Genomic DNA, 21,211 nt, shown 5'->3' on the forward strand with positions numbered 1-21,211 from the left:
CCGGCGCGAGCCAAACAGCCGGTCTAAGTCACCCTAGCAAAGGCACTTTTTTGCCTGAAGGAAAGATGAACAAACTGCGTCCCTGCACCGCAGCAGGGAAAGAAAGCAGCAAAAAGGCCGGCTCAACGCCGGCCTTCTCGCCATATCCGTAGTCTTGCGGATGCCTATTCCGCGGGCGGCAGCGCCAGCGGCTCGGCTTCCGGAGCCGTCGGCACGATCGCCGCCTGCTGCTTCTCGCGCTCGTCGAGGATCAGCTTGTCGCGCTTGACCGCGACTTCGCGGATCCGCGCCATCGAGGCGCCGGTGCCGGCCGGGATCAGGCGGCCGACAATGACGTTCTCCTTGAGGCCTTCGAGCGGGTCCACCTTGCCGTTGACGGCAGCTTCGGTGAGCACGCGCGTGGTCTCCTGGAACGACGCCGCCGAGAAGAACGAGCGGGTCTGCAAGCTCGCCTTGGTGATGCCGAGCAGAACCGGCGTACCCGTGGCGGGCTTCTTGCCCTCCTCCTTGGCCTTGGTGTTGAGCGCGTCGAACTCGATCTTGTCGACCTGCTCGCCCGAGATCATGTCGGTGTCGCCCTGGTCGGTGACCTCGACCTTCTGCAGCATCTGACGGACAATCACCTCGATGTGCTTGTCGTTGATGAGCACGCCCTGCAGCCGGTAGACCTCCTGGATTTCGTTGACCAGATAGGCAGCGAGCTCTTCGATGCCCTTGATCGCCAGGATGTCGTGCGGCGCCGGATTGCCTTCGACGATGAAATCGCCCTTTTCGACGATGTCGCCGTCCTGAAGGTGGATGTGCTTGCCCTTCGGGATCAGGTACTCGCGCGGCTCCTCGGTCTTGTCCATCGGCTCGATCGAGATCCGGCGCTTGTTCTTGTAGTCGCGGCCGAAGCGGATCGTTCCCGCGGTCTCCGCGATGATCGCCGCATCCTTCGGCTTGCGAGCCTCGAACAGTTCCGCCACCCGCGGCAGACCGCCGGTGATGTCACGCGTCTTGGCGCTCTCGGTCGAGATACGCGCCAGGATGTCGCCGGGCATGATCTTCGCGCCGATGTCGACCGACAGAATGGCGTCGACCGACAGCATGTAGCGGGCATCGCCGCCACGCGCGAGCTTGAGCACCTTGCCGTCCTTGCCCTTGACCACGATGGCCGGGCGCAGGTCCGAACCGCCGCGCGTCGTGCGCCAGTCGATGACCACGCGCTTGGCGATACCGGTCGATTCGTCGAGCGTTTCCGAGATCGACTGGCCTTCGACCAGATCCTCGAAACCGATCGTGCCCTCGACTTCGCTCAGCACCGGGCGGGTATAGGGATCCCACTCGGCGATGCGCTGGCCACGCTTGACCATGTCGCCTTCGTCGACATGCATCTTCGAACCGTACTGGATACGGTGGGTCGCACGCTCGGTACCGTCGGCATCGACGATCGCAACGACCATGTTGCGCACCATCGCGACCAGATTGCCTTCGCTGTTGCGGGCAATCGCCTTGTTCCTGATCACGATCTTGCCGTCGAAGTTCGATTCGACGAACGACTGCTCGTTGAGCTGCGCCGCGCCGCCGATGTGGAACGTGCGCATCGTCAGCTGCGTGCCGGGCTCACCGATCGACTGCGCCGCGATGACGCCGACGGCCTCACCGTGGTTGACCGGGGTGCCGCGGGCCAGATCGCGGCCGTAGCACTTGGCGCAGATGCCGTTGATCAGCTCGCAGGTCAGTGCCGAGCGGATCTTCACTTCCTGGATGCCGGCCTGCTGGATCGCGTCGACATGGGTTTCCTCCATCAACGTGTCGCGCTTGATCACGACCTCGTTGGTGGCGGGATCACGCACGTCATCGCAGGCCGTGCGGCCCAGGATGCGCGAGCCGAGCGAGGCGACCACGGTGCCGGCGTCGACGATGGCGCGCATCTTGATGCCGAGCGTGGTGCCGCAATCGGTCTGCGTGATGATGCAGTCCTGCGCGACGTCGACCAGACGGCGGGTCAGGTAGCCCGAGTTCGCGGTCTTCAACGCCGTATCCGCGAGGCCCTTACGGGCGCCGTGGGTCGAGTTGAAGTACTCGAGCACCGACAGACCTTCCTTGAAGTTGGAAATGATCGGCGTCTCGATGATCTCGCCCGACGGCTTGGCCATCAGGCCGCGCATGCCGGCGAGCTGGCGCATCTGGGCCGGCGAACCACGCGCACCGGAGTGCGCCATCATGTAGATCGAGTTGATGTCGGCATCGGCGCCCGCCGCCGTCTTCTTGGTGGACGAGATTTCCTTCATCATCGCCTTGGCGACTTCTTCACCGGCCTTCGACCAGGCGTCGACGACCTTGTTGTACTTCTCGCCATGGGTGATCAGGCCGTCATTGTACTGCTGCTCGAAATCCTTCGCCAGCGTACGGGTCTGGTCCACGATCTTCCACTTCGACGCCGGCACGACCATGTCGTCCTTGCCGAACGAGATGCCCGCCTTGAAGGCGTTGTAGAAGCCGAGCGCCATGATGCGGTCGCAGAAGATCACCGTCTCCTTCTGACCGCAGTGACGGTAGACCTGGTCGATCACGCCGGAGATCTCGCGCTTGGTCATCAGCTTGTTGATGATGTCGTACGAGATCTTGGTGCTCTTCGGCAGCAGATTGCCGAGCATGACGCGGCCCGCGGTGGTTTCGATCCACCGCTTCGACATCTTGCCTTCCTCATCCATGCCTTCCCACCGGTACTTGATCTTGGTGTGGAGGTGGATGACCTTCGAATGCAGGGCGTGCTCGAGCTCGGCCATGTCGCCGAAGATCTTGCCCTCGCCGGGCAGGCCTTCGCGCATGATCGAGACGTAGTAGAGGCCGAGCACGATGTCCTGCGACGGCACGATGATCGGCTGGCCGTTCGCCGGATGCAGGATGTTGTTGGTCGACATCATCAGGACGCGCGCTTCCAGCTGCGCTTCGAGCGACAGCGGAACGTGCACGGCCATCTGGTCGCCGTCGAAGTCGGCGTTGAAGGCGGCGCAGACCAGCGGATGCAGCTGGATCGCCTTGCCTTCGATCAGCACCGGCTCGAACGCCTGGATGCCCAGACGATGCAGCGTCGGCGCGCGGTTGAGCAGCACCGGATGCTCGCGGATCACCTCATCGAGGATATCCCAGACCTCCGGACGCTCCTTCTCGACCAGCTTCTTGGCCTGCTTCACCGTGGTGGACAGACCCTTGGCGTCGAGCCGCGAGTAGATGAACGGCTTGAACAGTTCGAGCGCCATCTTCTTCGGCAGGCCGCACTGATGCAGGCGCAGCTCGGGACCGACCACGATCACCGAACGGCCCGAATAGTCGACGCGCTTGCCGAGCAGGTTCTGACGGAACCGGCCCTGCTTGCCCTTCAGCATGTCGGCGAGCGATTTCAGCGGGCGCTTGTTGGCGCCCGTGATGACGCGGCCACGGCGGCCGTTGTCGAACAGCGCATCGACGGCCTCCTGCAGCATGCGCTTTTCGTTACGGATGATGATGTCGGGCGCACGCAGCTCCATCAGCCGCTTCAAGCGGTTGTTGCGGTTGATGACGCGGCGATAGAGGTCGTTGAGGTCCGAGGTCGCGAACCGGCCGCCGTCGAGCGGCACCAGCGGACGCAGGTCCGGCGGAATCACCGGCACGACCGTCATGATCATCCATTCCGGCTTGTTGCCGGAGACGCGGAAGGCCTCGACGATCTTCAGACGCTTAGCGAGCTTCTTGTGCTTGATGTCGGAGTCGGTCTCCGCCATGTCGGCGCGCAAGGTCGCCTCGAGCTTCTCGAGCTCGAGACCCTTCAGCAGCTCGCGGATCGCCTCGGCGCCGATCATGGCGGTGAAGCTGTCCTGGCCGTACTCGTCCTGCGCCTTCAGATACTCGTCTTCCGACAGCAGCTGACGGTCCTTCAGCGCGGTCAGACCCGGCTCGAGCACGACGTAGTATTCGAAGTACAGGATCCGCTCGAGATCCTTCAGCGTCATGTCGAGCAGGAGGCCGATGCGCGACGGCAGCGACTTCAGGAACCAGATGTGGGCAACGGGAGCAGCCAGCTCGATATGGCCCATGCGCTCGCGCCGAACGCGCGACAACGTCACTTCGACCGAGCACTTCTCGCAGATGATGCCCTTGTACTTCATCCGCTTGTACTTGCCGCACAAGCACTCGTAGTCCTTGATCGGCCCGAAGATGCGGGCGCAGAACAGGCCGTCACGCTCCGGCTTGAAGGTACGGTAGTTGATGGTCTCCGGCTTCTTGATCTCGCCGTAGGACCACGACAGAATCTTCTCCGGAGACGCGATCGAAATCCGGATCTGGTCGAAGACCTGGGCCGGCGTCGTCGGATTGAAAAGATTCATAATCTCTTGGTTCATGGTCTTCTCCTCGCGTGCCGATCGTCACCGGCAGCAAATTCGAAAGTTTTCAGCGCGCGCCCCACTCAACGTCCGGGCGGGGCGCGAAGGCCCGGCGCTCTCGCGCCGGGCGTCAATCTCAGCGTTACTCGGCGGCTTCCGACGTCGGCGCCGGTCCCACCTTGGAATTGTGCAGGTCGACGTTGAGGCCGAGCGAGCGCATTTCCTTGACCAGCACGTTGAACGATTCCGGAATGCCGGCCTCGAAGGTGTCGTCGCCGCGCACGATCGCCTCGTACACCTTGGTACGGCCGGCGACGTCGTCCGACTTCACGGTCAGCATTTCCTGCAGCGTGTAGGCGGCGCCGTAGGCTTCCAGCGCCCAGACCTCCATTTCGCCGAAGCGCTGGCCGCCGAACTGCGCCTTGCCGCCCAGCGGCTGCTGGGTGACGAGCGAGTACGGACCGATCGAACGCGCGTGGATCTTGTCGTCCACGAGATGGTGCAGCTTGAGCATGTAGATGTAGCCCATGGTCACCTTGCGATCGAACGCATCGCCGGTACGGCCGTCATAGACGGTCGACTGGCCGGAGGCGTCGAAGCCCGCGAGCTTCAGCATCTCCTCGATGTCGGCTTCCTTGGCGCCGTCGAACACCGGCGTTGCGATCGGCACGCCGTGGCTCAGATTGCGGCCGAGTTCGACCAGCTCGTTGTCGTTCAGCGACTTAATGGTTTCATCCTCGCCGTAGATCTTCTTCAGGGTCTCGCGCAGCGGCTTGAGATCCTGCTTCTGATAGTAGGCGTCGATGGTCTGGCCGATGCGCTTGCCGAGGCCGGCGCAGGCCCAACCGAGATGGGTCTCAAGAATCTGACCGACGTTCATGCGCGAAGGCACGCCGAGCGGATTGAGCACGATGTCGGCATGCGTACCGTCCTCGAGGAACGGCATGTCTTCGATCGGCACGATCTTCGACACCACGCCCTTGTTGCCGTGACGGCCGGCCATCTTGTCGCCGGGCTGGATCTTGCGCTTCACCGCGACGAAGACCTTGACCATCTTCATCACGCCGGGCGGCAGCTCGTCGCCACGCTGCAGCTTCTCGACCTTGTCGAGGAAGCGCTGCTCGAGGCCCTTCTTCGACTCGTCGTACTGCTTCCGCATGGCCTCGATCTCGGCCATCAGCTTGTCGTTCGGCGAGGCGAACAGCCACCACTGCGACTTCGGATACTCGTCGAGCACCGCGCGGGTGATCTTGGTGTCCTTCTTGAAGCCCTTCGGGCCGGCGATGCCCTGGCGGTTCTCCAGGAGCTCGGCGAGGCGGTTGTAGACGTTGCGGTCCAGAATCGCCTGCTCGTCGTCGCGGTCCTTGGCCAGACGCTCGATCTCTTCCCGCTCGATCGCCAGCGCACGCTCGTCCTTGTCGACGCCGTGGCGGTTGAACACGCGGACTTCCACGATGGTGCCCTGCACGCCCGGAGGCACGCGCAGCGATGTATCGCGGACGTCGGAGGCCTTCTCGCCGAAGATGGCGCGGAGCAGCTTCTCTTCCGGCGTCATCGGGCTCTCGCCCTTCGGCGTGATCTTGCCGACCAGGATGTCGCCGGCGCGGACTTCCGCACCGATGTAGACGATACCGGCTTCGTCGAGGTTCTTCAGCGCTTCTTCCGAGACGTTCGGAATGTCGCGGGTGATTTCCTCCGGACCAAGCTTGGTGTCGCGGGCCATCACTTCGAACTCCTCGATGTGGATCGAGGTGAAGACGTCGTCCTTCACGATCCGCTCGGAAAGCAGGATCGAGTCTTCGAAGTTGTAGCCGTTCCACGGCATGAACGCGACCAGCACGTTACGGCCGAGCGCGAGCTCGCCGAGATCGGTCGACGGACCGTCAGCGATGATGTCGCCCTTCTTGACGATGTCGCCGACCTTCACCAGCGGACGCTGGTTGATGCAGGTCGACTGGTTGGAGCGCTGGTACTTCATCAGCCGGTAGATATCGACGCCCGATTTGGTCGGATCGAGATCTTCGGTGGCGCGGATCACGACGCGGGTGGCGTCGATCTGGTCGATCACGCCCGAGCGGCGCGCGGCAATTGCCGCACCCGAGTCACGGGCGACCACGCCTTCCATGCCGGTGCCGACGAACGGCGCCTCGGCGCGAACCAGCGGCACCGCCTGGCGCTGCATGTTCGAGCCCATCAGCGCGCGGTTGGCGTCGTCGTTCTCGAGGAACGGGATCAGCGCCGCGGCGACCGAAACCAGCTGCTTCGGCGACACGTCCATGTAGTCGACCTTGTCCGGCGTCACCGGCAGCACTTCGCCGGCGTGGCGGCAGACCACCAGATCGTCGGTGAAGCGGCCCTTGGCATCGAGCGGCACGTTGGCCTGCGCGACGCGGTAACGGCCCTCTTCCATCGCCGACAGATAGACCACCTCGTCGGTGACCCGGCCGTCCTTGATCTTGCGATAGGGCGTCTCGACGAAGCCGTACTTGTTGACGCGCGCGAACGTCGCCAGCGAGTTGATCAGGCCGATGTTCGGACCTTCCGGCGTCTCGATCGGGCAGATACGGCCGTAATGCGTCGGATGCACGTCGCGGACTTCGAAGCCGGCACGCTCGCGGGTCAGACCGCCCGGGCCAAGCGCCGACAGGCGCCGCTTGTGGGTGATCTCCGACAGCGGGTTGGTCTGGTCCATGAACTGCGAGAGCTGCGAGGAACCGAAGAACTCGCGCACCGCGGCGGCCGCGGGCTTGGCGTTGATCAGGTCCTGCGGCATCACGGTGTCGATATCGACGCTCGACATGCGCTCCTTGATGGCGCGCTCCATGCGGAGCAGGCCGATCCGGTACTGGTTCTCCATCAGCTCGCCGACCGAGCGCACCCGGCGGTTGCCGAGGTGGTCGATGTCGTCGATCTCGCCCTTGCCGTCGCGCAGGTCGACCAGCGTCTTGATGACCGCCAGGATGTCTTCCTTGCGCAGCGTGCGATGGGTGTCGGGCGCATCGAGCTCGAGGCGCATGTTCATCTTGACGCGACCGACCGCGGAGAGGTCGTAGCGCTCGGCGTCGAAGAACAGCGACTGGAACATCGCCTGCGCCGAATCCAGCGTCGGCGGCTCGCCCGGACGCATCACGCGGTAGATGTCGAACAGCGCGTCTTCACGCGTCATGTTCTTGTCGGCCGAGAGCGTGTTGCGGATGTAGGCGCCGACATTGACGTGGTCGATGTCGAGCAGCGGCAGGTCCTTGTAGCCCTGCTCGTTGAGCACCTTGAGCGACTTCTCGGTGATCTCCTCGCCGGCTTCGGCGTAGATTTCACCGGTCTTCGGGTTGACGAGATCCTCGGCGAGATAGTTGCCGACGAGCTCCTCGTCCGACATGCGGAGCGCCTTGAGACCCTTTTCCTGCATCTGACGCGCGCTGCGCACGGTCAGCTTCTTGCCGGCCTCGAGCACCACCTTGCCGGTGTCGGCGTCGATCAGGTCGTTGATGGTCGAGTAGCCGCGGAAACGGTTGGCGTCGAACGGCACGCGCCAGCCTTCCTTGGTCCGCTTGTAGGTGATCTTCTTGTAGAAGGTCGACAGGATCTGCTCGCCGTCGAGACCGAGCGCATACATCAGCGAGGTCACGGGCAGCTTGCGGCGGCGGTCGATGCGCGCGAACACGATGTCCTTGGCGTCAAACTCGATGTCGAGCCAGGAACCGCGATACGGAATCACGCGCGCGGCAAACAACAGCTTGCCGGACGAATGGGTCTTGCCCTTGTCGTGGTCGAAGAACACGCCGGGCGAACGGTGCATCTGCGAGACGATGACGCGCTCGGTGCCGTTGACGACGAAGGTGCCGTTCATCGTCATGAGCGGGATATCGCCCATGTAGACGTCCTGCTCCTTGATGTCCTTCACCGACTTGGCGCCGGTTTCCTCGTCGATATCGAACACGATCAGGCGCAGCGTCACCTTGAGCGGCGCAGCGAAGGTCATGCCGCGCTGGCGGCACTCGTCGACGTCATATTTCGGCTGTTCGAACTCGTAGCGGACGAATTCGAGCATCGAGGTGCCGGAGAAGTCCGAGATCGGGAACACCGAGCGGAACACCGCCTGCAGGCCCTCGTCGAGGCGCCCGCCGACTGGCTCGTCAACCATCAGGAACTGGTCATAGGACGCCTTCTGAACCTCGATGAGGTTCGGCATCTCGGCGACTTCCTTGATGTGACCGAAAAACTTGCGTACGCGTTTGCGACCGGTGAATGTCTGCTGCGCCATCGTGGCCTCTCATTTTCGTCGCCTTTGTGGGGCGAACCTTCCGGGAGCGACTGCCATCGGCCCCGGGTTGAATTTCGAATCGTCCCGAAGGAACGAAGCGCAAAGTCAGGAATTAAATCCCCGTCCTGGCCCCCATTACCTCCAAAACGCAAAACGACGCGCGGGGCGCATCACTGCACCCGCTCGTCCAAACGCTCCGCTTTACGGACTGAAAAAGCCCGAAATCTGACTGTCTCCCAACGGCTTCCGCCAGGGACCCTGCCGTCCCCACCGCCTACCGTGTTTTTCCGCTGCCAACCCGATATGGGATGGCAATAAAGGAGATTCGAGGGTTAAGTCCACGGATCCCCACACTTTTTTGTGTCCAGCGCGCCACGTGACACCCTGTCGCACGCCGTTTGCATGGCCCGGGAGCGCCAGAGGCGCTCCCGGATCGCGCATTACTTGAGCTCGACCTTGGCGCCAGCCTTCTCGAGCTGGGCCTTGATCTTGTCGGCTTCTTCCTTGTTGACGCCTTCCTTGACGGGCTTCGGAGCGCCTTCGACGAGGTCCTTGGCTTCCTTCAGGCCCAGGCCGGTGATGGCGCGGACTTCCTTGATGACTTCGATCTTCTTGTCGCCGGCCGAAGCCAGCACGACGGTGAACTCGGTCTTCTCTTCAGCCGGAGCAGCGGCACCGCCACCAGCAGCCGGGCCAGCCACCGCAACGGCGGCAGCGGCGGACACGCCCCACTTTTCTTCGAGGAGCTTGGCGAGTTCGGCCGCTTCGAGCACGGTGAGGCTCGAGAGGTCGTCGACGATTTTCTGCAAGTCAGCCATTGATCTATTTCCTTAAACGTTTGGTTCGAACCAGGTTTGAGATTAGCGAAGGGGTCAGGCCGCTTCGCTCTTTGAGGCATGAGCCTGAATGACGCGCGCGAGCTTGGCCGCGGGCGCGTTGGAGAGCTGAGCGAGCTTGGTCGCAGGCGCCACGAGGAGGCCAACGATCTTGCCGCGCAGTTCGTCGAGCGACGGCAGTGAGGCAAGCGCCTTCACGCTGTCGACATTCAGGACGGTTTTACCCATCGAACCGCCGAGGATGACGAACTTCTCGTTCGCCTTGGCGAATTCGACGGCAACCTTTGGCGCCGCAACCGGATCGTTCGAAGTAGCGATCACGGTCGGCCCCTTCAGCAGGGAGCCGATGGCAGCGACGTCAGTGCCATCAAGAGCAATTTTGGCGAGACGGTTCTTCGAGACCTTCACCGACGCACCCGCCTGCTTCATCTGCATGCGCAGCTTCTGCATCTGGGCCACGGTGAGGCCGGAATAATGAGCAACGATCGCAACCGACGTGGTCTTGAAGACCTCGTTGAGTTGTTCGACCGACTCTTTTTTTGCCGCTCGTTCCACAGCAAGCTCTTTCCGGTTGGCGGCCTTTCCGCGAAGGTCGGGACCGCCGGGTTGCACCCATCGTCCCGCCCTAAACCTGATCCGCAGGGTACAGGACCCTTCGGACATGCCGGGCAAGACGACATCTAGAAGCCTGCCCTCCCAGAGCCTTGCGACCATGGGCTGTCGAGGTTCGAACCAAACCAGCTTCCCAGCCGCGAATGGTCGCGACTTGGAGCGCAAAATCCGGTCTTCACCCGTCTATGCAGGCTATGCGATTAAGCCGTTGAAAACACGAAGTTCTCGCGGGCGCCTGCAGTCTTGGACAGGATCGAGGCACTTCAGCACGCTGAAGGCCCCTGCTCTCACTCCCTCGGAGGCGACGGGTCTCCTTCCTTTCGAGCATCCTTGCGGGAATGCGGAAAGGAATGATCTCCTATCATCTCAGGTTTTCGGAATGCGAGCACGGACATGCCAGCAAGTGCCAGCACGCCCGGAAGGCGCTATGTAGCCGGTCCTGCCCGGCTTGCCAAGAGCAAATATTGGACCAGTTCCGAATCCGCCGTGGACTGCCCCGGGCCGGACAGCGGCAATTCGAACGATGGACCTTACTCCCGGCTAACCACGTCGCGGCGATGACTTCGCTCCGCGAGAGCAAGTTAACGACGACGCAACCGCTGGGCGGCGAAACCTCAATGCAACGTATCCCGCCTCCCTCGTAGCTTATCCATGATCGAACGCATCGCCAAGCACGTCGCCTTCCTTCTCATCGGCCTCGCCGTGCTTGCCGGCGTCTACGCTTTCCTCGCGACGCTTCCGCTACCCAATTCGGGGCTGACGCTGCTCATCGTCCTCATGCTTGCCGCCACCCCGGGCCTGCTGAGCCTCTTATGGGTCGGGACCATGGTCGCAATGGTGATCCTGGGCGCGCATCGGAAGCATCCGGGACTGATCGCGGCCCCGTTTGTGTTCTGTGCAATCTGGTTCTCCGCATCGGTCTGGGACAGATACCAGCTTGCGCAACGAACCGATCCCACGCTATCCGGCCGCACCATTCCTGCGGAACTGCGCTCAATCCGAACTTTGACGCTGGTGGAACAGGGTGAGCCGTGCTGCGGGAGCACGGCGCTGCTCGCCGACCACGTCATCGATCGATTTGTGCATGCCGAGATCGACCAGCAGGGCCACGCCGGACCGATCCGTTCAACCGAGCTTGCCGCGGCCAAGGACTGCAGCGAGGACGAGTTGCGCAGATCGGCAGTGTTGCAACGCTCCGGACGCACCGATGTGTGCCTGAAAACGACAACTCTGGATGCCATCCCCGACGGACTCGTGATCCGCATTCAGCCCATGCAACCGTTTGCGGCGAGCTATGGTTGCTGCAACGTCGGTACGATCAACGTTCGTCAGGCTGGTGAGGAGCGCGTCGCCGCGACTTGGCATTACGGCCAGCAAACCGTCGTCAGCTACCTTCCGCTGCTTCGACGGAATTCTCACCCGACACCGCTGTGGAAATACACCGAAGCCGGGCCGCGCCAGGCGGTCGAAATTGGCGGCCCCGCCTTTTCAGACGGGGACCTCGCCGCCGCCGTCTACGGAATTGATTGGAAGGCACCACCGAAATTCGCCGAAGCGAGCAATGTCGAACTTTCACGACGCGCGCAGCAACTGGCGCAAACGAACAGTCCAAACGCTGCGCTCGATATCGCCCTTCAGCTTCAAGGCAACGGATACGTCGACGACGACCTGATCAGAGCCGTATCCCGGCTCATCCGCAGTTATGATGATCAGAGACTCTACAAATTCTGGCATCGGCTCGATCGCAAGAACAAGGGCACGTTCATCGAAGCAGTCATCGCACAGATCAGCGATCCGACCGCCGGCGGCAGCGACTACGTTCGCGCGGCATTTCAGGTTCAGATGCACCGCGAAGAGCTTTCGGCTTACATGCCACAGGCGGAAGCGATCTTTAGCAACCGGCACGATCTCAATATCTGGCAATACGAAATGGCACTGCGTCTCGCGAAAGACGACCGGCTGTTGCACAGGTCAGAGCAGTATTCTGCCGAGCAGCGCCAACGCTTCCGCTCTATAGAGGACGATATGAGCGACGCATTCACGCGACGCGTCATCGCGTTCAGCAGCGTCTACTTCAACAAGACGGACGAGGAACGCGAATTCCTGGCGCACCAGCTCGACCGGGTGCCCGACAAGCTGCTGCATGATTATCTCACTGCCGCCGGCTGGAACCGCAGTCCCGACGAGGCGTCCGTCACCGCGGCAACCCGCCTGCTGCGTGAGCAGGCCGCCACCCGCATCGCGGGGGTGCAAGACGTGAGGTTGCGACGCGACCTGCAGGAGTGGTTTCGACCGACCCGCAACTAGGCGGCACTTACCGCATACGGCAGCAGCTTGCCGGCAAAGAACGCGTCGAGATTGGCGAGCACGCAGTCCTGCATCGCGACGTGCGATTCCAGCGTGTGGCCGCCGAGATGCGGTGACAGCACCACATTCGGCAGCGCGGTCAGCGCGCCGGGCGGATGCGGCTCCCTGGCGAACACGTCGAGGCCGGCGCCGGCGATCACCCCGTCGGTCAGCGCTGCGACCAGCGCGGTCTCATCGATGACCGAGCCGCGCGAGATGTTGACGACAAAGCCGTCGCTGCCGAGCCGGCGCAGGATGTCGGTATTGACCGCATGCTCGGTCTCGGCGCCGGCGCGCACGGCAACCATCAGCACGCTGCACCAGTCAGCCAGCGCCTCCAGCGTCGGAAAGTATTGATAGGGCACGTCGTGCCTCGAGCGGCTGAAATAGCCGACCTCAGTCTCGAACGCGGCGACCCGCGCCGCTATTTTGCGGCCGATCTCGCCCATACCGTAGACGCCGACCTTGCGGCCACGCATGCCGGCCTGGGGCCGCATCATCGGCGACGGCTTTGCGCCGGCCCAGTCGCCGCTCCGCACGTAATCGTCGGCCACCAGCAGACGCCGCACCGACGCCAGCATCAAAGTGACCGCGGTGTCGGCGACCGACGCTGCATTCGCACCCGGGCTGTGGCCGACCGCGATCCCGCGCCCGGCGGCGGCAGCGAGATCGACGCCGTCATAGCCGGTGCCGTAGCAGACGATCGCGCCGAGCTTCGGCAGCATGTCCATGGCCTCGCCTCGGAGCGAGGTGCCGCCCGCGGTAATCATGGCTCTGATGTCGGCGAGTTCGCCCGCCGGGAATGCTTCGTCCAGCCGTTTGCCCGCCGCATTGAGGAGCTCATAGCGCTCGCCGAAGCGGATCAGCTGAGCCTTGGGAAAGCGCGAATAGACCAGGACCTTATCGGGCATTGTTCTTGTTTCCTGCGAGAGCCTTCACCCGCCAAGACAGAGGGTGGAAAAACAAAAGGCGGAACCGGTTGCCCGATCCCGCCCCTCTTTATCTCGTCACGCTCAAAGGCCTCAGCCGAGGATGGTGCCCGGCTCGACCTTCACGCCCGGGCCCATGGTGGAGGACACCGCCACGCGCTGGATGTAGGTGCCCTTGGAACCCGCCGGCTTCGCCTTGGAGACCGCGTCGGCCAGTGCCTTGACGTTCTCGACCAGCTTGTCCTCGGAGAACGAGGCCTTGCCGATGCCGGCCTGCACAATGCCGGCCTTCTCGACGCGGAACTCGACCGAGCCGCCCTTGGCGCCCTTCACGGCCGACGTGACGTCCATGGTCACGGTGCCGATCTTCGGGTTCGGCATCATGCCGCGCGGACCGAGCACCTTACCGAGGCGGCCGACCAGCGGCATCATGTCGGGGGTGGCGATACAACGATCGAAATCGATCGCACCGCCCTGCACCTTCTCAACCAGGTCTTCGGCACCGACGACGTCGGCACCGGCGGCCTTGGCTTCCTCAGCCTTGGCGCCGCGCGCGAACACGCCGACGCGCAGCGTGCGGCCGGTGCCGTTCGGCAGGTTGACGACGCCGCGGACCATCTGGTCGGCGTGGCGCGGGTCGACGCCGAGATTGATCGCGATCTCGATCGTCTCGTCGAACTTCGACTTGGCGCGCTCCTTGACCATCTTGATGGCCTCCGCGAGCGGATAGAGGTGCTCGCGATCGACGCCCTCGCGGGCCTTCTTCAAACGCTTTCCGATTGACATGGCCCGTTACCCCGCAACTTCCAGACCCATCGAACGGGCAGAGCCCTCGACCATCTTCATGGCCGATTCGATGGTGTCGCAATTCAAGTCCTTCATCTTCTTCTCGGCGATCTCGCGCACCTGCGCCTTGGTCACCTTGCCGGCCTTGTCGCGGCCCGGCGCCTTCGAGCCGGACTGGATCTTGGCAGCCTGCTTGAGGAAGAAGGACATCGGAGGGGTCTTCATTTCGAAGGTGAACGAACGATCGGCGTAGATCGTGATCACCACCGGAATCGGGGTGTTCTTCTCTTCCTTCTGGGTCTGCGCGTTGAACGCCTTGCAGAACTCCATGATGTTCAGGCCGCGCTGACCAAGCGCGGGGCCGATCGGGGGCGAAGGATTCGCCGCACCGGCCGGGACCTGAAGCTTCAGGTATCCGGTCACTTTCTTTGCCATTTATCACTCCTGTTGTGCCGGACGGTGCCGGCGGTTTCAGGTTCCGTGGTTCGGTTGAAGGGGCTGGCGACCGCCTCCTCCCTCCCACGGCCTCTCACTTGACGGGGGCATATACCCCACGCCGTCCGGTCAGACCACCTTTTCGACCTGACCGAATTCCAGTTCCACGGGGGTCGCGCGGCCGAAGATCGACACCGCGACCTTCACGCGCGAGCGCGCCTCGTCGATTTCTTCCACCACGCCGGAGAACGAGGCGAACGGGCCGTCGGCCACGCGCACGTTCTCGCCGATTTCGAACGAAACCGACGCCTTCGGACGCTCGACGCCCTCCTGCACCTGGTGCAGGATCCGCATCGCTTCCGCTTCCGAGATCGGCATCGGCTTGTTTTCCGCGCCGAGGAAGCCGGTCACCTTCGGGGTGTTCTTGATCAGATGAAACGCCTCGTCGGTCAGCTTCATCTTCACCAGCACGTAGCCCGGGAAGAACTTGCGCTCGGCGTCGATCTTGCGGCCGCGGCGCACCTCGGTGACCTTCTCGGTCGGCACCAAAATCTGCTCGAACAGCTCTTCCAGCCCGCGCTGCTTGGCCTGCTCGCGGATCGATTCCTGAACCTTCTTCTCGAAGTTCGAATAGGCGTGAACGATGTACCAGCGCTTGTCCATCAATTGAGTTCCCATGCTCATCAGTGGATGCCCAGTATCAGGGTAATCAGATAGCGGATGATCTGATCTGCGGCGAAGAAGAAGACCGAGGCCACCGCCACCATCACGAACACCATGATCGTGGTGATGGTCGTCTCGCGGCGCGTCGGCCAGGTGACCTTGGCGGTCTCCGAGCGCACTTCCTGCAGGAATTTAAACGGGCTGAAAGCCATCGTGAGATCCGCGTCCGTCTCCGGACGATTGCAACGTTTCAAGGAATCCGAACAGCCGACCTTGCGGACCCAGCCCTCGTTTGGAAGGTTGAGCCGATAAACGAGCTCGAATGTTCGGGGAATTAGGCCGCGCCGGATATCCGCCATCAAAGCGGGCCGGCTGCGAGTGGGCGGTATCTACTGCGAGACCGGCCAAACGTCAAGGTCGGCGCCGTCGCGCCCCACCCCGGCAGCGCCGGTATCAGAGCGGAACGGGGCCTCTCATATCAAGCACTTAGCCTGATGACGGGAGGTCCGCCGCCCGGCCGTCCACGGTCGCGGCCGGGTCGATCACCCGGCAAAGCTCTTCTGGACCGCCTGATCCAGCGTGGCTCCGCCGACATAGCGCTGCCGCAGCTCGCGCTTGAGCAGCTTGCCGCTCGGATTCTTCGGCAAGGCGTCGACGAAGATGACCCGCTTCGGGACCTTGAAATGGGCCATCGACGCCGCGCAGTGCTTGATGACAGCCTCAGCATCGAGGTTTTGGCCCGTCTTGACCACGACGATCGCCGTCACCGCCTCGATCCAGCGCGGATCGGGCAGCCCGACCACCGCGACCTCCGAAACCCCAGGCAACCGGTAGATCATCTCCTCGACCTCGCGGCTCGCGACATTCTCGCCGCCGCTCTTGATCATGTCCTTCACGCGATCGACGACGGTGATGTAGCCACTGGCATCGACGGTCGCGAGATCGCCGGAATGAAACCAGCCGCCGGCAAACGCCGCCGCGGTCTTCACCGGATCGTTGTAGTAGCCGGACAACAGATGCGGCGAGCGGTGCACGATCTCGCCGACCTCCTCGACCCCGACGTCGGTCATGTCGGGCCTGACCACCCGCGTCTCGACATTGATCGCGGGCTTGCCGGCGGAGCCTGCCTTCGGCAGCTGGTCCTCCGGCGACAGCACGGTGGCGAGCGGCGCGATCTCGGTCTGGCCGTAGAAATTCCAGAACTTCACGTCAGGCAGCCGGCGCTGCAATTCGAGCAGCACCTCGACCGGCATGATCGAGGCGCCGTAATAGCCCTTGCGCAGGGTCGACAGATCAGTGCGATCGAAAGCCGGCGAGCGCAGCATCGCGATCCAGATCGTCGGCGGCGCGAAGAACGAATTGATCTTGTGGGCCGCGATCAGCGCCAGCAAATTGTCGGGCACCGGCTTACCGGTGATGAGGCTGGTGGCGCCGAGATAGATCGCGGGCCCCAGGAAGACGTCGAGCTGCGCGCAGTGATAGAGCGGCAGCGCGTGCAGCACGGTGTCGTCGGTCGCCATGCCTCCGTCGATGATGCAGCTGACATACTGCCACATCACGGCTTCATGGGTGAGGATCGCACCCTTCGGCAGCGACTCCGTGCCGCTGGTGTAGATGATCTGCGCGGGATCGCGGCTGTCGACCGAGGCTTCGGGCGCCGACGCGTCGCTGTGCAGCAGGCTGTCGAATGTCGTGATGCCTTCGGGCGCGGTGGCCGGATCCTCGCCCGGCAGCCAGATCAGGGTTTCGACCGCCGAGCCCTTGGCGGCGGCGGCGTGCGCGGTCTCGACGAAATCGGGGCCGACCGCGAGCAGCTTGGCGCCGGAATTCGCCAGGATGAAATTGATCTCGTCGGGATTGAGCATGAAGTTGATCGGCACCAGGATCGCGCCGATCCGCGCCACCGCGAAGCGCAACGCGGCAAAGCCGTGCGAATTGCGCGACAGCACCGCGACGCGATCACCCTTCGCAACGCCAAGACCGAGCAGACCGCGTCCGAGCCGATTGCAGATCGCGTCCATCTCCGCAAACGTCCAGCTCACCTCGCCGCAGATCAGCGCGGTCTTGCTGGGGTAGCGTTTCGCCGACCGGCGCAGCAGATCGCCGATGCTGTGCTCGCGGGCGCGCTGGATGGTTGCTGCGATGTTGTCGCTCATTTGTCCCTCCCGAATGTGCTTTTTGTCGTTGTCTTGTCTTTGTCGCTTTTGGCCGCGCCGTCGCTACTGCCGCGCGGCGTGGGCGTGTTCCATGTAGGTGTGTTCGACGGAGCGATCGAGCGAGGCGATCTTCTCGAAGCCGCGCCGCCAGTCCTGTAGATGCCGCTGCGTCCACAACACGCCGGCCTCCTTGTCGCGCCGCCCGATCGCATCGAGGATGTGGCGATGCGCTTCGACGAGGCGCGCACCGCCCTCGGGCACGCCGCCGACGATCATCTCGGTGGTCGGAAAGAACAGCTGCGCGGCCGGCTCGCGGGCGAGCTGCAGCACGCGGTTCTGCGAGGCCTTGGCCATCAGCACGTGGAATTCTGCATCGAGTTCGGCGAGCCCGGCGGGATTGCCGACCACAGCGGCGCTGCGCGCGAGATTGCCGGCGAGCTCGGCGAGGTTCTCGTCGGTCGCGCGCTCCACCGCGCCCTCGACGCTCGCGACCTCGAGCGTCATCGAGGTCTCGAACAATTCGCGGAACGTCACCTCGTGCAGGATCAGCGCGCGCGATAGCCGCGTGGCGAGCTTGTTGTAGCGCGGCAGGCAGGCCTGCAGGCGTCGGCTGGAATCACGGCGGATCAGCCCGCCCTCCTCGAGCACGCGAATGCCTTCGCGCACCGTCGAGCGGTTGACGCCGAACTGTTCGACCAGCTGCTGCTCGGTGCCGATCGGCTCGCCCGGCTTGATCCGGCCGTTGATGATCTCGCGTTCGATCGCGTCGGCGACCTTCTGGTAGGCCGGCGCAACGTCGATGCGCCGGAACAGCGGCGTGGCCACCCTGGGCTCCCGATTGTCGTTTGTCGGACAAAGTGTAGGCGAAGGCCCATGGAGCGTCAAATCAGCTGCTCTCGGCCGCGTTGTCGCACCAAGCCGGGCAGAATTGACACCGGAACCAGGCATATCTAGCTTTGTCGGACAAACAGATAAGAACGTCCGGGGAGGCACATCACCATGAAATCCATCGCCACGAGTCTGTCCGCGGCCGGCCTGCTTGCCGCAGTGCTGGCGGGGCCCGCGCTCGCGCAGCAGACGCCGCTCAAGATCGGCGTGCTGACCGATTTCCAGTCGGTCTATTCCGACATCGGCGGCGCCGGGAATGTCGAGGGCGCCAAGATGGCCATCGAGGAGTTCGGCGGCTCGATGTTCGGCAAGCCGATCGAGCTCGTTACCGCCGATCCCCTCAACAAGGCCGACGCCGCCGCCACCATCACCCGCAAATGGTACGAGGCCGAAGGCGTCGACATGATCATCGACATGCCGACCTCGGCGACCGCGCTCGCCGGCATGGAGATGTCGAAGCAGTTCGAGAAGATCATGATCGTGACGGACGCGGCGAGCTCCGACATCACGGGCAAGTCCTGCTCGCCCTACACGCTGCACTGGACCTACGACACCTACGCCAACGCCCACACCGTCGGCAGCGCGATCGTGAAGAACGGCGGCGACAGCTGGTTCTTCATCACCGCCGACTACGTGTTCGGCCACTCGATCGAGCGCGACACCGGCGACGTCGTTCGCGCCGCCGGCGGCAAGGTGCTCGGCAGCGCCCGCCATCCGCTCAACACGCCGGATTTCTCATCCTTCCTGCTGCAGGCGCAGGCCTCGAAGGCCAAGATCATCGGCCTCGCCAATGGTGGCGGCGACACCATCAACGCGATCAAGCAGGCCTCCGAATTCGGCATCGTCGCGGGCGGGCAGAACCTCGCCGGGATCGTGATGTTCATCTCCGACATCCACAGCCTCGGGCTGAAGCTCGCGCAGGGCCTGATCATCACCGAGGCCTACTATTGGGATCTCAACGACCGCACCCGCGCCTTCGGCAAGCGCTTCTTCGACCGCATGAAGCGGATGCCGACCATGAACCAGGCCGCGACCTACAGCGCCACCCTGCACTACCTCAACGCGGTGAAGGCCGCCGGCACCAAGGACACCAAGCCGGTGCTGGCGAAGATGCGCGCGACCCCGGTCCGCGACGCCTTCACCGACAACGGCGTGGTCCGCGAGGACGGCCGCATGGTGCACTCGATGTTCCTGTTCGAGGTCAAGAAGCCCGAGGAATCAAAGGCGCCGTGGGATTACTACAAGGTGCTGGCCGAGGTGCCCGGCGACCAGGCGTTCCGGCCGATGAAGGACGGCGGTTGCCCGCTGATCAAGTGAGTGAATACAGTCATGGCCGGGGTCCAAGACCTCGGCCAAGGCATTCAAATTGTTGGCTAAAAGCTGGCAGGAGTGGCAGGGCTCGAACCTGCGACCCCCGGTTTTGGAGACCGGTGCTCTACCAATTGAGCTACACTCCTGCAGGGAACCAGCGTCGCCGCCGGTTCGCGCCGTTTCAAGCACAGGGCATGGCCGGTTTGCAAGGGCGAAGCGGTGAAGCTTCTGTTCATTGCAAAACTTCTGCGCCAGACTTCGGCGATCACCCGAAGATCACCTCATGTCGGCGCCTCGCCGCAAGAATCAAGAGCACAGGGAGAGACCATGAACGCTCAAACCGCCACCAAACATGCCGCCAGCCAGACCACCCCGTCCCTCCCCCTCGCCAAGCCCGAATCGATCGGGCTATCGAGCACGCGGCTGCAGGCGATGTCCGACACCTTCAAGCGCGAGGTCGACAAGGGAACCGCGCCCGGCTTCACGGTGCTGGTGGCGCGGCGCGGCCAGATCGGCTGGTTCGACGCGATCGGCCGGCAGAGCCCGACCACTGCTGCGCCGATGACCCATGACTCGATCTTCCGCATCTTCTCGATGACCAAGCCGATCGTCTCGATCGGCATCATGCAGCTCCTCGAGGACGGCCACTTCCTGCTCGACGATCCCGTGGCGAAATTCATCCCCGAATTCGCCGAGACCAAGGTTGGCGTCGAACGCAATGGCAAGCTCGAGCTCGTCCCGGTCCAACGGCAGATGACGATCCAGGACCTGCTGCGCCACACGTCGGGTTTGACGTATGACCACACCGGCAACGGTCCGGTGCAGGAACTCTACAAGCAGTCGCGGCTGCGCAGCCGCAAGATCACCAATGCCGAGCACGCCACCATGCTCGCCGGCATGCCGCTGGTCTGCCAGCCCGGCGCCGAGTGGAACTACAGCCGCTCCACCGACATCCTCGGCCGCATCATCGAAGTCGTCAGCGGCCAGACGCTCGGCGCGTTCCTCACTGAGCGCATCCTCTCGCCGCTGCAGATGCACGAGACCGCCTTCCACACTCCAGAGGCCAATGCCGGCCGGCTCGCCGAGGCGTTTGCCAACGATCCCTGGACCAACGAGAAGGTGCAGCTGTTCAACATGCTGGAAAAGCCGGCGATGGAATCCGGCGGCGGCGGACTGGTGTCGACCACGATGGACTATGCCCGCTTCGCGCAGATGCTGCTCAATGGCGGCACGCTCGACGGCACCAGGATCATCGGCCGCAAGACGCTTGCCTTCATGGCGTCCGATCACCTCGGCGCCGGCGTCAAGGTCCAGGGCACGCTGGTGTCGCCCGGCCATAGCTTCGGCCTCGGCTTCGCCGTGCGTACCCAACAGGGCGTCGCGCCGTTCTCCGGCTCGGTCGGCCAGTATTTCTGGAGCGGCATGGCCGGCACGTTCTTCTGGATCGATCCGAGCGAAGACCTGATCGCGGTCTTCATGATGCAGGGCCCGGGCCAGCGCGAATACACCCGCTCGCTGGTGAGGAACGGCGTGTACGCGGCGGTGGAGTGATTGGGACACTCCCCGTCCCGCATCCAAGACACTCATCGCCCGGCTTGACCGGGCGATCCAGTACGCCGCGGCCTATCGGCGCAACAAT

General features: G+C 63.6%; 14 protein-coding genes and 1 tRNA gene. 3 read left to right on the forward strand and 12 right to left on the reverse strand.

The features are described 5' to 3' along the window. Nucleotides 1-164: 164 nt before the first annotated feature. The 4 genes from rpoC to rplJ all read right to left on the reverse strand — a co-directional run bounded on the left by rpoC (nt 165) and on the right by rplJ (nt 10,001). A complete protein-coding gene (gene rpoC / locus JQ616_RS12900) occupies nt 165-4,367 on the reverse strand; it encodes a DNA-directed RNA polymerase subunit beta' (RefSeq protein WP_212014922.1) in 4,203 nt (1,400 codons plus the stop codon). Nucleotides 4,368-4,491: 124 nt separating this feature from the next. Then, entirely contained in the window at nt 4,492-8,610 is a 4,119-nt protein-coding gene (gene rpoB / locus JQ616_RS12905) for a DNA-directed RNA polymerase subunit beta (RefSeq protein WP_212014924.1), read from the reverse strand. 440 nt (nt 8,611-9,050) lie between these two features. Continuing rightward, nucleotides 9,051-9,428 (reverse strand): 50S ribosomal protein L7/L12, encoded by a 378-nt coding sequence (rplL, locus tag JQ616_RS12910; protein ID WP_212014926.1) that lies wholly within the window; start codon nt 9,426-9,428, stop codon nt 9,051-9,053. Between the two features lie 54 nt (nt 9,429-9,482). Then, nucleotides 9,483-10,001 (reverse strand): 50S ribosomal protein L10, encoded by a 519-nt coding sequence (gene rplJ / locus JQ616_RS12915; protein ID WP_038383111.1) that lies wholly within the window; start codon nt 9,999-10,001, stop codon nt 9,483-9,485. A gap of 708 nt (nt 10,002-10,709) precedes the next feature. Here rplJ and JQ616_RS12920 point away from each other — a divergent pair. Further along, nucleotides 10,710-12,365 carry a hypothetical protein gene (locus tag JQ616_RS12920; RefSeq protein WP_212014928.1) on the forward strand — a complete coding sequence of 552 codons (1,656 nt, stop codon included), beginning with the start codon at nt 10,710-10,712 and terminating at the stop codon, nt 12,363-12,365. Here the strand turns inward: JQ616_RS12920 and JQ616_RS12925 are convergent. The 7 genes from JQ616_RS12925 to JQ616_RS12955 form a co-directional block, all read right to left on the reverse strand. Beyond that, complete coding sequence (locus tag JQ616_RS12925; RefSeq protein WP_212014930.1) at nt 12,362-13,315, reverse strand: 2-hydroxyacid dehydrogenase; 954 nt, start codon at nt 13,313-13,315, stop codon at nt 12,362-12,364. The two genes, JQ616_RS12920 and JQ616_RS12925, sit on opposite strands and share 4 nt — an antisense overlap. Nucleotides 13,316-13,426: 111 nt before the next feature. Further along, nucleotides 13,427-14,119, reverse strand: coding sequence for a 50S ribosomal protein L1 (rplA, locus tag JQ616_RS12930; protein ID WP_212014932.1), 693 nt, complete (start codon nt 14,117-14,119; stop codon nt 13,427-13,429). Between the two features lie 6 nt (nt 14,120-14,125). Next, nucleotides 14,126-14,554 (reverse strand): 50S ribosomal protein L11, encoded by a 429-nt coding sequence (rplK, locus tag JQ616_RS12935; protein ID WP_008136439.1) that lies wholly within the window; start codon nt 14,552-14,554, stop codon nt 14,126-14,128. 129 nt (nt 14,555-14,683) lie between these two features. After that, a complete protein-coding gene (nusG, locus tag JQ616_RS12940; protein ID WP_021081670.1) occupies nt 14,684-15,217 on the reverse strand; it encodes a transcription termination/antitermination protein NusG in 534 nt (177 codons plus the stop codon). A 20-nt stretch (nt 15,218-15,237) separates the two neighbouring features. After that, nucleotides 15,238-15,429, reverse strand: a complete 192-nt coding sequence (gene secE, locus JQ616_RS12945; protein ID WP_212014934.1) for a preprotein translocase subunit SecE — start codon at nt 15,427-15,429, stop codon at nt 15,238-15,240. 330 nt (nt 15,430-15,759) lie between these two features. After that, nucleotides 15,760-17,373: an acyl-CoA synthetase gene (locus JQ616_RS12950; RefSeq protein WP_212014936.1), complete on the reverse strand. Its 1,614-nt coding sequence runs from the start codon at nt 17,371-17,373 to the stop codon at nt 15,760-15,762. Between the two features lie 63 nt (nt 17,374-17,436). Beyond that, complete coding sequence (locus JQ616_RS12955) at nt 17,437-18,198, reverse strand: FadR/GntR family transcriptional regulator (RefSeq protein ID WP_212014938.1); 762 nt, start codon at nt 18,196-18,198, stop codon at nt 17,437-17,439. Nucleotides 18,199-18,372: 174 nt separating this feature from the next. Here JQ616_RS12955 and JQ616_RS12960 point away from each other — a divergent pair, with 174 nt between their 5' ends. Beyond that, entirely contained in the window at nt 18,373-19,578 is a 1,206-nt protein-coding gene (locus JQ616_RS12960) for an ABC transporter substrate-binding protein (RefSeq protein WP_212014940.1), read from the forward strand. Nucleotides 19,579-19,642: 64 nt separating this feature from the next. Here the strand turns inward: JQ616_RS12960 and JQ616_RS12965 are convergent. Then, nucleotides 19,643-19,718: transfer RNA gene (locus JQ616_RS12965), tRNA-Trp, on the reverse strand. A 181-nt stretch (nt 19,719-19,899) separates the two neighbouring features. Between JQ616_RS12965 and JQ616_RS12970 the strand changes: the two genes are divergently transcribed. Beyond that, nucleotides 19,900-21,123, forward strand: a complete 1,224-nt coding sequence (locus JQ616_RS12970; RefSeq protein WP_212014943.1) for a serine hydrolase domain-containing protein — start codon at nt 19,900-19,902, stop codon at nt 21,121-21,123. The last annotated feature ends 88 nt before the right edge of the window (nt 21,124-21,211 follow it).

Origin of the sequence: Bradyrhizobium tropiciagri (genome assembly GCF_018130545.1) — a bacterium.
Lineage (GTDB): Bacteria > Pseudomonadota > Alphaproteobacteria > Rhizobiales > Xanthobacteraceae > Bradyrhizobium > Bradyrhizobium tropiciagri_A.

Coding starts and splice junctions, on each gene's coding strand:
- secE (WP_212014934.1), bottom strand. CDS start 15,429: ATGGCTTTCAGCCCGTTTAAATTCCTGCAGGAAGTGCGCTCGGAGACC.
- rpoC (WP_212014922.1), bottom strand. CDS start 4,367: ATGAACCAAGAGATTATGAATCTTTTCAATCCGACGACGCCGGCCCAG.
- JQ616_RS12925 (WP_212014930.1), bottom strand. CDS start 13,315: ATGCCCGATAAGGTCCTGGTCTATTCGCGCTTTCCCAAGGCTCAGCTG.
- JQ616_RS12950 (WP_212014936.1), bottom strand. CDS start 17,373: ATGAGCGACAACATCGCAGCAACCATCCAGCGCGCCCGCGAGCACAGC.
- rplK (WP_008136439.1), bottom strand. CDS start 14,554: ATGGCAAAGAAAGTGACCGGATACCTGAAGCTTCAGGTCCCGGCCGGT.
- nusG (WP_021081670.1), bottom strand. CDS start 15,217: ATGGACAAGCGCTGGTACATCGTTCACGCCTATTCGAACTTCGAGAAG.
- rplA (WP_212014932.1), bottom strand. CDS start 14,119: ATGTCAATCGGAAAGCGTTTGAAGAAGGCCCGCGAGGGCGTCGATCGC.
- rpoB (WP_212014924.1), bottom strand. CDS start 8,610: ATGGCGCAGCAGACATTCACCGGTCGCAAACGCGTACGCAAGTTTTTC.
- JQ616_RS12960 (WP_212014940.1), top strand. CDS start 18,373: ATGAAATCCATCGCCACGAGTCTGTCCGCGGCCGGCCTGCTTGCCGCA.
- rplL (WP_212014926.1), bottom strand. CDS start 9,428: ATGGCTGACTTGCAGAAAATCGTCGACGACCTCTCGAGCCTCACCGTG.
- JQ616_RS12920 (WP_212014928.1), top strand. CDS start 10,710: ATGATCGAACGCATCGCCAAGCACGTCGCCTTCCTTCTCATCGGCCTC.
- JQ616_RS12970 (WP_212014943.1), top strand. CDS start 19,900: ATGAACGCTCAAACCGCCACCAAACATGCCGCCAGCCAGACCACCCCG.